We start from the raw sequence: 12,293 nt of genomic DNA on the forward strand, positions 1-12,293 counted from the left end.
TGCTAGGAGCAATTTTTCAACCCTTTTATCTAATCCAAAGCACAAGTTTTTTTTTCGGAAAGCATCTAACTATACCTAAACAGTATAATCGATTTATTATGAAAAAAGAAAATTTAAAATGGGCTATGGCATCAGCAAATGGAAACAGGATAACTGCAATAAAAGTAAAATTTAGAGTTTCATTGGTTCTATTTATGGGAATGTTATTTTTTGCATGTAGTGACGATGATAATATTACATCGGCCGAAGAAGAGCAAGTAATAGATGATATGGAAGAGGTCGTGGACGATACAGATTTTGAAGCAACGGACTGGACAACTGAAACCCATAGTAATGATGTGGACCCCAATTTTGACGAGGTTTTTGAAGACCTTGCTGTAAAACGCATTGATATTGAAATAACGGAGGCTCGCTGGCAAAGCATGTTAGATGACATGGCGGAAACCTATGGTGCCTTTGGCTCAGGAGGGGTTGGCGGTGGATTGATAGATACTGACGAAGACCCAATTTTTGTGCCTGCAGAAGTATATTACAATGGAGTTGAATGGTATAGGGTAGGAGTTCGTTTTAAAGGAAATTCAAGTTTGCAATCCACTTGGCAACAAGGAAATTTAAAATTATCGTTTAAACTAGATTTTGATGAGTTTGAAGACGATTATCCTCAAATAGACAACCAACGTTTTTATGGATTTAAAAAATTGCATTTAAAGAATAATTTTGACGACAACTCAATGTTGAGGGAAAAAGTAGCAGGAGATGTGTTTAGAAATGCCGGATTGGCAGGTTCGCATACGGCATTTTTTACGGTTTACGTGGACTTTGGCGAAGGTCCAACATATTTTGGGGTATACACCATGGTAGAAGATGTAGAGGATACTGTTTTAGCAGCAAATTACTCTGATGATGACGGCAACCTTTATAAACCTGATGGCGATGCGGCCAGTTTCGCAGAAGGCACTTATGATGAAGATGAATACGTTAAGAAAAACAATGAAGATGAAGCCGATTTTTCAGATGTATCTGAATTACTTTCCATCTTGCATGACGATTCCAGAACAACAGATGCTGCAACTTGGCGGGAAAATCTGGAAGCCGTTTTTGATACCGATGTATTCCTTAAATATCTAGCAGTAAACACGGTAATTCAGAACTGGGACACCTATGGCCTCATGACTCATAATTACTACTTATATAACAGCCCAGACACCAATAAATTGACATGGATACCATGGGACAATAATGAGGCCTTGCAAACTGGTAAAATGGGTGGGGCACTATCTTTGGATTTTTCAGGATTAAATGCATCCGAATGGCCATTGATAGGATATTTATATCAAGATACTGTTTACAGAGAGAAATATGACACTTACGTTCAGGAAATAATCAATGACGCTTTTAGTATAAGCAACATACAGTCTCAATATGCAACTTATTCTGCATTGATAGAACCTTACGCCACATCAGAAATTGAGGGTTATACCTTTCTAAACAATAGTTCTGAATTTCAAGCGGCTGTTAGTGAGCTAAATTCACATGTTACCGAACGTGTTGCCGCAGCCAATGATTATTTGGATTGATTTAGATTCTTATTGAATCACAATGAAGTGACTCTAAGTGGCTTTCTTTTGATAATTGCCAGCAACAATAAAGGTTTCAAATTTTGCATTCTGATAAATATGGGCTAATATCACTTCCATGAGATTTAGTGTTCTTATTTATCTGGTTTTTGCATGGATGGTTTGTTCTTGTTCCCAAAAGGAAAACACCCCCACCCAACCCAACATTGTATTGATCAATATTGACGATATGGGATGGAAGGATGTGGGTTTTATGGGCTCGGAATATTACGAGACTCCCAATTTGGATGCTTTGGCCCAACTGGGCATGGCTTTTACCAATGGCTATGCAGCTGCAGCTAACTGTGCGCCCAGCCGCGCCTGTTTAATGACGGGGCAATGGACTCCCAGGCATGGTATTTATACCGTAGCAAGTTCAGAGAGGGGTAACACCAAGCAACGAAAACTTATTCCGACCAAAAACACAACTACCCTGGCGAACAATCACACCATTTTTCCACAGATTTTGCAACAAAACGGGTACACCACCTGCCATGCCGGTAAATGGCACTTAAGTGATGACCCCTTGGACTTTGGTTTTGACAAAAACATTGGTGGTGGGCACAATGGGCATCCCAGCAGTTATTATCCGCCCTACAAAAATGTAAAAATTGAAGCCGGGAAAAGTGAGCATCTTACGGACTTGGTCATGGAACAAACGGTAGCGTTTGTGGATTCAGTGAGTGGCCCCTTCTTTTTATACTATTCCCCTTATGCGGTTCATACCCCCATACAACCAATAACGGCATTATTGGAAAAATATCAAGACAAATTAGGAACGCACGGGCAAGACAATGCAGCCTATGCTACCATGGTGGAAAACTTGGATAGGAACATAGGTTTGCTCATTTCAAAGCTTAAAGAAAAGGAGCATTTGGAGAATACGCTTATAGTTTTTACTTCGGACAACGGAGGTTTGTATGGAATAACACAACAAAAGCCCTTGCGTGCAGGCAAAGGCAGTTACTATGAAGGAGGAATCCGGGAACCTTTCTTTTTTGTTTGGAAGGATAAGATTGAACCCAACGTTAAAAATGATGTGCCCATCACTAATTTGGACCTGTTCCCTACTCTTCTGGAGGCTGCTGGTATCGATTTCCAGGAGGAATCTCTAGACGGAACCAATCTATTGCCCATTTTATACGGTTCAGAAAGGCAACTGGAAAGGGCGTTATACTGGCACTTCCCCATTTATTTGCAGGCGTATGATGTTGACAATAATGAGAATCGAGATCCTCTGTTTCGAACACGTCCAGGTTCGGTGATTCGGGACGGGGATTGGAAACTACATTACTATTTTGAAGACAAGGAAATGGAGCTCTACAACCTAAAAGAGGATATTGGAGAACAGCATAATCTTGCATTGGAGTATCCTGAAAAAGCCGAAGAACTTCTGGAGCAACTTAAACTATGGTGGGCAAACACCGAAGCACCAATTCCTTCAACTTTAAACCCCGATTATGAAGAATAGTAAACTCTTTTCTTGTTGGATCTTGATATTGGTGACACTATTGAGTTCTTGTGAAACCCAAAAAACCAATCCCAACAGGGAAACCATTGAAGAATTCTACCATGTGTTCAACAAGCGCCAAGATTTTGAACGTTTTTTAGACTTTTATGATGATTCTGCGGTTTTGGAAGATATCATTAATGGCGACCGAATTGAGGGCAAAAAGGCTCTAAGGGATTTCTTTGATTGGTCCAATCCAGACTTTGAACTCTTGGAAGAAAGTAGTTTGGTGGTTAATGAGATAACGGTGGATGACAACAGAGTTACCGTTAGTGGTTACTTTACCCCATTTAAATGGAGCGATACAGAATTTGAAGCCATGCATTTTACCACGCTGCTTACCTTAAACGAGTCTGGTAAAATCATAAAGCAAGTGGATTGGATCAATTATCCATCAAATCTGGTCAATTACGATACCCGTAAAAATTCCAATACGTGGTTAAAGTAGAGCTTCGTCCCTACTTCTTGTTTTTCTCCTCGATCCATTTCCCCATATACTTGGTGGCGGCCAATCCCTGCTGTAGTAGCATTCTGCCAATGAAGTTTTCGCTACGGCGTTGTTCCAAATGCTTCTGTACTTTTTCCAAATCCTTCTTTAGCGAATTTTGGATGTTGGATTTTGGAAATTGATCTATGAGTATTTCCAATCCTTGGTTTTGGGCATCTTGCCATTTAGATGTGTCTGTATATAGCTCTATAGCCGATTGGGCAAAACTTTGCCAATCTGCGCAAATGGCCCCAGACCAGTCAAGATCACCATGCACCCCCTCAGCTCCCATGGGTGTGGTCACGGATGGTGTGCCATTCAACATGGCATCTACCAATTTTCCTTTGATGCCCGCTCCAAATTGAATGGGCGCCAAGAGCACCCGAGAACTCTGGAGTGTTGTATTTAAATCTTCTACCCAACCCTTTACAACAAAACCTTCTTTGGGATTGTGCATTTCCAATACCTGCTGTGGCAGATAGGCTCCATAAATGCAAAGTTTAGCTTCAGGTAAACGCTGTCGGATGATAGGCCAAATGGTCTTTTTCAATTTTTTAATGGCTTCCACATTTGGCGTATGCTTGCCATTGCCTACACATACAAAATCCCTTCGCTGGTCAAAGTTCGGCCAAGAAGCCAGTTGCTCCTCCCTGGGCGCATTCAACATGAAAGGGAGATATTTTAAGAGACTTTCAGGAAGATTGGCCTCGTGGGTCAATAGTTGCATTTCAAAGGAGGAAATCATAAGCGTTAAATCTGAGCGATAAATGCTAGCCATTTCCCTAATGGTCATGGGATGGTTTTTCCAGTGTCCCTCCTTGAATTCCTCCCCTTTTTTAAAGCATTCTTCGCGGGATTTACGTAATGAGTGAAGGTCTTCCGTGTTGAGTATCCGCACCGAATCAGGAGCGAACTCTGCTACCCGCCATCCAAATTGTTCTTCGGTCATGAAACGGTCAAAAACTACATAGCTGGGTTGTAAATCCTGGATAAAATCATCAAAACTGGCATGGTTCAGTTGAAGTGCCACCTGCCTAACTCCCATTGTTTCCAAATCCAAGCTATGTTCTGTCCTAGCAGCCACACAACCAAAAGTCACATCATATCCAAACTCCAAAAACGCGTTGATCAATTGCAACATCCGCTTCCCAGCTGCTGTGGTTGTGGGCTCTGGCCATACTTGTCCGATGATGAGGATTTTCTTCAACAATAATCAATTAACAATTGGTAATGTACAATAAAGCAAAGTTTAAAATTGAAAGTGGAAAGTTGAAAATGAGTTTTAATGCTCGTTGTTGGATGAACTATTATCAATTAACAATATACAGTCAACAATTGTCAGTGTTAAGGGAATCCAAGAATCCAACCCTCCATCAGTCTACATCAGAGCTGCAAATTTTTTGGAAATGCTGGAACGGAGTTTTCGTTCATAATCTTCTTCCAACCACTCTTTGTAGTTCTTGGTGTTGTTCATGATACAGTAGGAATATTGTCGTACCCTATACGCAATTTCCTCCTTGAGCTCCTTGGCCAAGATTCTGGCATCAAAGACATCCTCACTGTTTTCCACGCAGATGTTGGCATGCTGCTCAATACTCATTTCCAATACTTCCTTGGATTTTTTCCCTTGGGCAAAGACCTTTTTGTATTCCTCCTTAATGTTAAAGGTGATATTCTCGGATTTACTGAATTTGGCCTTTAGCTCCTCAGGCATTTCATAAACAAATTCCCGTTCAATGTCCTCATCATTCTTGATGTTTTCCAGATAGAAATCAGGAAAGTGGAAAATTTCCTGCCAATCCACAGGAGCATCCCATGGCCCGAAGCGGGCAATATTGTTCCCCAAATCAATTACAGAAAACTCATCCTTATTTTCCAGGATTCGCGAACCCCTACCAATCATTTGAAAATACAAGGTCAATGAACGGGTAGCCCTGTTTAGGATAATGGATTGCACCGAAGGTTCATCAAAACCGGTGGTCAATATACTAACCGAGGTTAAAATGGCTTCCGGGGTGTTGGCAAACCAATCCAGGATTTCGCGCCTTTCGTTAGCCGTGTTCTTGTTGTCCAGATGTCGGATTTTGTACCCCGCCTTTTTAAAGGTTTCATAAACATAAAGGGAAGTGCTGATACCGTTATTGAAAATCAAGGTCTTGGTTCCTTTGGCCACATCCTCGTAAGCTGTCAGCAACTTGCCAAGCATGCTATGATTGCCATAAAACTCATCGGAGGATTTTACGGTATAGTCCCCGTTAATACCCAGCTTTAGGGTACGAAGGCTTACATCGTAATTATAGAGATTGGCCTTAGCTAAAAACTGTTTTTCTATCAAAGATTTAATGGACTCCCCTATGATCAGATGTTTGTAATTATCCTTCATGGGAAGTTTAATGTTGGAACTCAAAGGTGTGGCCGTAACCCCCAAAATGGTAGATTCTTCAAAGTATTTAAAAAGTTTTCTGAAGGAGTTGTAGTGCGCCTCATCAATAATCACCAATCCAATATTGTTCAGCTTTACCTTTTCTTCCTGAAGTCTGTTATTTAGGGTCTCCACCATGGCCACAAAGCACATATACTCATCTTGATCGTAGAGCTCCTTTACGTCGCTATTGATAATTTTATTGGCCACACCAAAGCCGTGCAACATTTTGGAAGTTTGCCCGCTCAACTCGATTCTATGGGTGAGTACAATGACCTTTTTGCCCGTTTCTTGGGTATATTTTCGTGTAATTTCAGAAAAAACCACAGTTTTTCCTCCTCCTGTAGGTAATTGGTACAGGATATTGGTGCCTTGAGGCAGCTCATTGATGTGTTTGAAAATCTTTTTTAGATCTTCTTGTTGGTAATCGTATAAGTTTTTTTTGCTAACGGCTTTTTCTATTTCCAACGGAAAATATGGATTAAAGGTTCCAAAATATCAAACCTTACAAAATTAGGAGTTTTTTGCACTTGGGTTGGACAATGTGGTCGCATTTCTTTTAAAATACTATCAACAATTGCCTAGACCACTGATAATGAATCACTTTCCCACATGCTAATAACATTTTAATAACAATAACATTTGGCACTTGGAAAATTGTGTTATAAAGTGTATTATGAATGCTTAAATTCACTTCAATCCTAAACACACCCATGAGGCAGTTAAAAATCATAAAACAAGTAACCAACCGCGAATCAAAATCCCTTGACAAATATCTACAGGACATCAGTAAGATTGAACTGATTACTGCGCAAGAAGAAGTGGAATTGGCGCAGAGGATTCGTGAGGGTGATCAAGCGGCTTTGGAGAAGTTGACCAATGCCAATCTTCGGTTTGTGGTTTCTGTTGCCAAACAATATCAAAATCAGGGGTTGACCCTACCCGATTTAATCAATGAAGGGAATTTGGGTTTGGTTAAGGCAGCACAACGGTTTGATGAAACCCGTGGATTCAAATTTATCTCTTATGCCGTATGGTGGATCCGGCAGTCCATTCTTCAGGCTCTGGCCGAACAGTCCCGAGTGGTACGACTTCCATTGAACAAAATTGGTTCTATCAATAAAATCAAAAAGACTTTTTCCTATCTGGAGCAGGCTCACGAAAGACCGCCTTCTGCCGAAGAAATTGCCAAGGAACTGGATATGACCGTTTCCGAGGTGAAGCAATCCTTAAAGAATACCGGAAGGCACGTTTCCATGGATGCACCGTTGAAAGAAGGAGAAACGTCCAGCCTATATGATGTATTGAACTCAGGGGAGTCACCCAAGCCAGACAAGGAGTTGATGCATCAATCACTTTATACAGAAATCAACAGGGCACTTGAGACTCTATCTCCTCGAGAAGCAGATGTTGTTCGGCTGTACTACGGTATTGGAGATCAGCAGTCCATGACCTTGGAGGAAATAGGCAGTACGTTTGACTTGACTAGGGAACGCGTGCGTCAAATCAGGGAAAAGGCCATTCGGAAATTAAGACACACTTCCAAGAGCAAGATTTTGAAGTCTTATCTTGGTTGAGAACCAATGCTAGACCTAAAACGAAAAAGGGCTGCCGTATGGCAACCCTTTTTTAATGCTTTGTACCCAGGTCCAACTTATGGACGGCTTAATTGACTGATATTAAAATCTGTCAGCATTTGATTTAAATCTTGGATAAAACTCAAATAAGCGGTGTTTTCCTGGTTTTGATTTTTCATGAACTAAGGTTTTGGGGTGTTTGTTCTATAAATAATCCAACTCTGCGAGTTCGTTTAAGCTCAGTATTTCATTTAATTCTTGAAGAAATGCCAAATATTCTTCACCGTAGGTATCGTATAACATAATTATTAAGTGGTTTTTGTTTGGGGTTATACTTATAACGTGAACTTAAGACAAAGATTATGAAAGGCCAATAATTTGTGGTAAAACAAGTGAATTTAGTTGTGAAGCCTGTTAATGGGGTTTCTGGATTATGGCAATATTCGCCCTAACAGAAAGGAAATCAACAAGAAAACAAGAGTAATGGGACTTAACTAGCGTATTCATGTTCCAAACTACTCAGAATCCAGGATATCCAACGGAACACCAAAGTCCATATCAAGGTCTGGATCCACATCAGAGGGTTCTATATTGAACTCATCATAGATAAAGCACAAGTCCATGGGCAAACGTGTTTTTTCTGATGGATCGGCAATGCCCAATTTTTCCAGGAGCGCGCACCTAATTTCAAAAGCTTTGCTGCTGATTTTATGATTATCGTGGGTTTCCAGTTCTTCCAGTAAGGCCAAATCCTTTTTGTCTCCTATCTCCAACATTTGGTCAATGAGCATCAGTTTACAGTCCACATCCGTGGCATGTTCCAATAAAGGATAGAAGACACTTTGATGATATTCCGGAAGGTTTTTGACCATGTTGGTGTTTACATATTTCTGAGCGCATCAATTTCAAAATCGACCAACTCTTCTACTTTTGGGTATTCTACCAAGAACTGTTGGTATAGGAAATTTAAGTATTTTATGTCATTATCAGTCTTGCAGACCGTACTCATTTGTTCGGTAATCTCCAGTAAACTAACAGTTTTCATCATTTTAAGGCAGGCCTCAATCTTTTGACAGGCAAAACCCACACCTCGAAAATTTTCAGTTTGAAGATGCACTTTGATCTTCCCGATAAACTCCAAGACGTTCTGTTTGTAAATTCGAACCAGTTCCTCCAGAAGTTCCATTTGGCCCATGCATTCCTCCAAGACCGGTTTTAAATTGACCTTTGATGTGGTCATAAAGGACTCGAGGTTTTTTTCAATCAATTGTTGGTTATTCTGTACTGAGATATTGGATTGATCCAGTTCATCAGTTTTTAACCGTTCTCCTACTTTTTGCAGTGCCCATACAATCTCTCTTTGGCGTTGATCCAAGTTGGTCTTGTCCAACAGCGCTATCAAGGTCAACAACTGCGTTACCGAATTACCTTTGCTAAAACTCTCATGATTAATCGATGAAGACGACGATTGGATCCCTACTTGCTCGTAGATCACATCCAACTGTTTCATTTCTGGAACGCCAAAGACCTTGTCTTCCAGTCCTGTTCTAAAAATATCGAAAGAGCGCTTGAGTTTTCCAGCCTCTTCTGTTCCCAGTTCCTCATAAGAGAAGCTACTTAATCCAATTTCCAGTTTTTCCAAATACGTTAATAACTCCCTAGTTCCCAAACTATGTCAATTAATGATTCTTATATAGGTTGAATATGTATATTCTTTGCGCGGGCAACAACTAAATGTTCCATACCTCTTCCATTTTGTTGTCAAAATGCGTTATTTGTAGGTGTAAATTTTAGACCATGAGATATTTTCAAATTTTGTTCTGTTTTACTTTATTATTTTCATGCGCAGAAAAGAAATCCGAAAAACCAGAAAGCTTGGAGGAGAAAGCCCTAAGAATCCATCAAAAGGTCATTACCATAGATACCCATGACGACATCAATGTGAAGAATTTCACGGACAGCATCAACTACACACAGCGACTGGAAACCCAAATAAATCTGCCTAAAATGGAAGAAGGCGGATTGGATGTTGCTTGGTTAATCGTCTATACGGGACAGGATTCTTTGAATGCCGAAGGCTATGCAGCGGCCTCTGACAATGCCATTTCCAAATTTGAAGCTATCCATAGGCTATGCGAGGTATATGCACCAGACAGAATAGAACTGGCACTTTCCTCCGTGGATGTTAGACGAATTGCGGCTACCGGAAAAAAAGTGGCCATGATCGGAGTAGAAAACGCATATCCCATTGGTGAGGATCTTGCCAAGTTTGAGGACTATTATAACCGAGGTGCGAGATACATTTCACTATCCCATAATGGACATAGCCAGTTCTGTGATTCCAATACGGGTGAAGCAGATAATGAATGGCTGCATAATGGTTTAAGTGACTTGGGCAAACAAGCTGTAAGAGAGATGAATAGACTGGGAATCATGATTGATATCTCTCATCCCTCCGCCGAATCGATGAAACAGATGGTCCAACTTTCAGAAGCACCCATTATTGCTTCCCATTCCTCTGCAAGGGCGTTATGCGATCACAGCAGGAATTTGAGTGACGAACAATTGCTGCTTCTCAAGGAAAATGGTGGGGTGGTCCAGACGGTTGCCTTTAGCTCCTACTTAAATACGGAAAAGCATGAAGCAAGAGCTGCTTATATGAAAGAAGTGAACCAAAAGATTGCGGATTCACTGGAATTAAACTGGTACGATCGTTCCATGTTCTCGTCGTTGACCAAGGAACAGCAAAATGAGTTCATGGAGAACTACCCCAGAGTATCCAAACTTGGGAATGAGAAGGCTGCCAAGGATCCCAATGTACCAGAAGCTGTTGGCGTAACCGATTTAGTAGATCATATAGACTATATGGTAAAACTTATCGGGATAGATCACGTGGGAATTAGCTCCGATTTTGATGGTGGGGGTGGAATAGCTGGATGGTCTGATGCTTCCGAAACTTTTAATGTGACATTGGAACTGGTCAAAAGAGGTTATTCCGAAGAGGATATTGCCAAGTTGTGGGGCGAAAACTTGCTTCGGGTGTTGGATCAAGTTCAAAGTATTGCTGAAGCCAAGCAATCTTAAGCGTTTTCCAATGCTTCTTTGTCTTTTTTGGCCAACCTGTCCTTAACGTACTCAATCTTGGTTTTACCATGAGGCGTAGGATTTCCCTTGGCATCAAGGTTTACCATGATTATGTTGTCCACGGTAACGATGCTTTCATGGGTCATTTTGTTCCGTACTTCACAGTTCAATGAAATTGAAGTATGCCCAAATTTCGTTACTTCCATACCTATCTCAACAATATCACCTTCAACGGCCGTACTCATAAAATTGATTTCCGATATATATTTGGTCACCACCTTTTTACTTTCAAGTTGTATAATGCTATATAGCGCCGCTTCCTCATCTATCCACGCAAGTACTTTACCTCCGAACAGTGTTCCATTTGCATTAAGATCTTCAGGTTTTACCCATTTTCTGGTGTGAAATCTCATACTATAAGGGATTTATTTGACTTGTTTTATAACAAAATTAGATCAAAAAAGAGGTGTGCAATCCCAAAAGAATCCTAATACCCATCGAATTATGAAATCAGAATATCTGACGGGAGTAGATTTAGAAATTGGCAATTTTGACTTCCAATAATTGCCAAATAAAAACACGCTTTTTAGTCTTGAAACTAACCTAACAGACCTTTTTCCCTACTGATCAATGTTTGGGGAATGGTCAAATTGGAATCCAGATGGGCATTGAGTTTTTCAATAAAATGAGCGGACAACAAGGGAGATTCCCGTTCCAAATTTTGATGTACGAAGAAATGGATGTTGGTCAAACCTTTGTTCTTCCATTGCACCAATCGCTGTACCCAATCCTCAAGTCTCAAGTAATCCGATTCATGATTGGCCCCAACATATCGTATAAATGCTTCGTTGTTGCTTAAGCGCATATGCATCATGTCCCTACGGCCAGCAGTGTCCACCAAAACATTGGCAATATTGTTCTCTTTTAGTAGATGGTAAAGCTCCTGCGCTACCTTTTCATCTGTAAACCAATCGGTGTGTCTAAATTCCATGGCCAGAGGAAATTCTTTGGGCCAATATTCCACAAATTGCTGTACCCTATCCCAATTTTTAGGGCCAAAATTGTTGTGCATCTGCAGAAAAATGGTTCCCAGTTTTTCCTTTAGTTGGCAAGTGACCGCCAAATACCTGTCAGCAATTTCATATACCTTATCGTTGAGTCTTCTTAAATGGCTCACCTCATTGGTCATTTTAGGAAAGAATTTGAATCCTTCCGGGGTTTTGTCATACCATTTTTGATATTGTTCTTCCGGGAAAATTCTATAGAAAGTTGCGTTCAGTTCTATACTATTGAATTGGGAGGCATAGTAAACCAATTCGTCCTTGGTTCCCCTGGGATAGAAATTCTTTAGGTCGTGCCTATTCCATTTGGCACAGCCTACATAAATTTTCGGAGTACCATTATCTGAGGTGCTGGACAACACCACTTCCGTATCAGGATGGTCTTCAGGGATAGTGAAATCAACAAGTTCTGGATGGTCTACTTTACCAAATTTCATGCTTATATGGATTACGGTGAAACGAAGTTATGAATAAAAAAAACCTGTTCATAACATCGTTAAAAACTATTGAGGCCACTAAAAATGCGAGGTTCCCGA

Annotated in this window: 11 protein-coding genes; 5 read left to right on the forward strand and 6 right to left on the reverse strand. The window is 40.6% G+C overall.

Annotation, left to right across the window (positions count from 1 at the left end; genetic code table 11):
* The first annotated feature begins 98 nt into the window (after nt 1-98).
* The 3 genes from ACRHOZ_RS06025 to ACRHOZ_RS06035 all read left to right on the forward strand — a co-directional run bounded on the left by ACRHOZ_RS06025 (nt 99) and on the right by ACRHOZ_RS06035 (nt 3,574).
* Entirely contained in the window at nt 99-1,577 is a 1,479-nt protein-coding gene (locus ACRHOZ_RS06025) for a CotH kinase family protein (protein ID WP_431123474.1), read from the forward strand.
* A 118-nt stretch (nt 1,578-1,695) separates the two neighbouring features.
* Nucleotides 1,696-3,087, forward strand: coding sequence for a sulfatase (locus ACRHOZ_RS06030; RefSeq protein WP_431123476.1), 1,392 nt, complete (start codon nt 1,696-1,698; stop codon nt 3,085-3,087).
* Entirely contained in the window at nt 3,077-3,574 is a 498-nt protein-coding gene (locus tag ACRHOZ_RS06035; RefSeq protein ID WP_431123479.1) for a nuclear transport factor 2 family protein, read from the forward strand. The genes ACRHOZ_RS06030 and ACRHOZ_RS06035 overlap by 11 nt, the downstream gene beginning before the upstream one ends.
* 10 nt (nt 3,575-3,584) lie before the next feature.
* Here ACRHOZ_RS06035 and ACRHOZ_RS06040 read toward each other — a convergent pair whose 3' ends face one another.
* Nucleotides 3,585-4,820 (reverse strand): glycosyltransferase, encoded by a 1,236-nt coding sequence (locus tag ACRHOZ_RS06040; protein ID WP_431123482.1) that lies wholly within the window; start codon nt 4,818-4,820, stop codon nt 3,585-3,587.
* A 171-nt stretch (nt 4,821-4,991) separates the two neighbouring features.
* Nucleotides 4,992-6,503: a DEAD/DEAH box helicase gene (locus ACRHOZ_RS06045; protein WP_431123484.1), complete on the reverse strand. Its 1,512-nt coding sequence runs from the start codon at nt 6,501-6,503 to the stop codon at nt 4,992-4,994.
* Nucleotides 6,504-6,748: 245 nt separating this feature from the next.
* Here ACRHOZ_RS06045 and ACRHOZ_RS06050 point away from each other — a divergent pair, with 245 nt between their 5' ends.
* Complete coding sequence (locus ACRHOZ_RS06050) at nt 6,749-7,612, forward strand: sigma-70 family RNA polymerase sigma factor (RefSeq protein WP_431123486.1); 864 nt, start codon at nt 6,749-6,751, stop codon at nt 7,610-7,612.
* A gap of 515 nt (nt 7,613-8,127) precedes the next feature.
* Here the strand turns inward: ACRHOZ_RS06050 and ACRHOZ_RS06055 are convergent.
* Both ACRHOZ_RS06055 and ACRHOZ_RS06060 read right to left on the reverse strand, forming a co-directional pair.
* Complete coding sequence (locus ACRHOZ_RS06055) at nt 8,128-8,484, reverse strand: hypothetical protein (protein ID WP_431123488.1); 357 nt, start codon at nt 8,482-8,484, stop codon at nt 8,128-8,130.
* A gap of 8 nt (nt 8,485-8,492) precedes the next feature.
* Nucleotides 8,493-9,281 carry a hypothetical protein gene (locus tag ACRHOZ_RS06060; protein ID WP_431123490.1) on the reverse strand — a complete coding sequence of 263 codons (789 nt, stop codon included), beginning with the start codon at nt 9,279-9,281 and terminating at the stop codon, nt 8,493-8,495.
* A gap of 128 nt (nt 9,282-9,409) precedes the next feature.
* Here ACRHOZ_RS06060 and ACRHOZ_RS06065 point away from each other — a divergent pair, with 128 nt between their 5' ends.
* Nucleotides 9,410-10,696 carry a dipeptidase gene (locus ACRHOZ_RS06065; protein WP_431123493.1) on the forward strand — a complete coding sequence of 429 codons (1,287 nt, stop codon included), beginning with the start codon at nt 9,410-9,412 and terminating at the stop codon, nt 10,694-10,696.
* Here ACRHOZ_RS06065 and ACRHOZ_RS06070 read toward each other — a convergent pair.
* Entirely contained in the window at nt 10,693-11,109 is a 417-nt protein-coding gene (locus ACRHOZ_RS06070; protein WP_431123496.1) for an acyl-CoA thioesterase, read from the reverse strand. The two genes, ACRHOZ_RS06065 and ACRHOZ_RS06070, sit on opposite strands and share 4 nt — an antisense overlap.
* Nucleotides 11,110-11,294: 185 nt before the next feature.
* Entirely contained in the window at nt 11,295-12,194 is a 900-nt protein-coding gene (locus ACRHOZ_RS06075; RefSeq protein WP_431123498.1) for a DUF72 domain-containing protein, read from the reverse strand.
* Nucleotides 12,195-12,293 lie beyond the last annotated feature (99 nt).

Origin of the sequence: Flagellimonas flava (assembly GCF_050617915.1) — a bacterium.
Taxonomy (GTDB): Bacteria; Bacteroidota; Bacteroidia; order Flavobacteriales; family Flavobacteriaceae; genus Flagellimonas; species Flagellimonas flava_A.

Bases quoted from the DNA above. Each gene is read 5' to 3' on its own strand.
- ACRHOZ_RS06070 (WP_431123496.1), bottom strand. From the start codon at position 11,109: ATGAGATTTCACACCAGAAAATGGGTAAAACCTGAAGATCTTAATGCA.
- ACRHOZ_RS06025 (WP_431123474.1), top strand. From the start codon at position 99: ATGAAAAAAGAAAATTTAAAATGGGCTATGGCATCAGCAAATGGAAAC.
- ACRHOZ_RS06030 (WP_431123476.1), top strand. From the start codon at position 1,696: ATGAGATTTAGTGTTCTTATTTATCTGGTTTTTGCATGGATGGTTTGT.
- ACRHOZ_RS06075 (WP_431123498.1), bottom strand. From the start codon at position 12,194: ATGAAATTTGGTAAAGTAGACCATCCAGAACTTGTTGATTTCACTATC.
- ACRHOZ_RS06035 (WP_431123479.1), top strand. From the start codon at position 3,077: ATGAAGAATAGTAAACTCTTTTCTTGTTGGATCTTGATATTGGTGACA.
- ACRHOZ_RS06050 (WP_431123486.1), top strand. From the start codon at position 6,749: ATGAGGCAGTTAAAAATCATAAAACAAGTAACCAACCGCGAATCAAAA.
- ACRHOZ_RS06055 (WP_431123488.1), bottom strand. From the start codon at position 8,484: ATGGTCAAAAACCTTCCGGAATATCATCAAAGTGTCTTCTATCCTTTA.
- ACRHOZ_RS06065 (WP_431123493.1), top strand. From the start codon at position 9,410: ATGAGATATTTTCAAATTTTGTTCTGTTTTACTTTATTATTTTCATGC.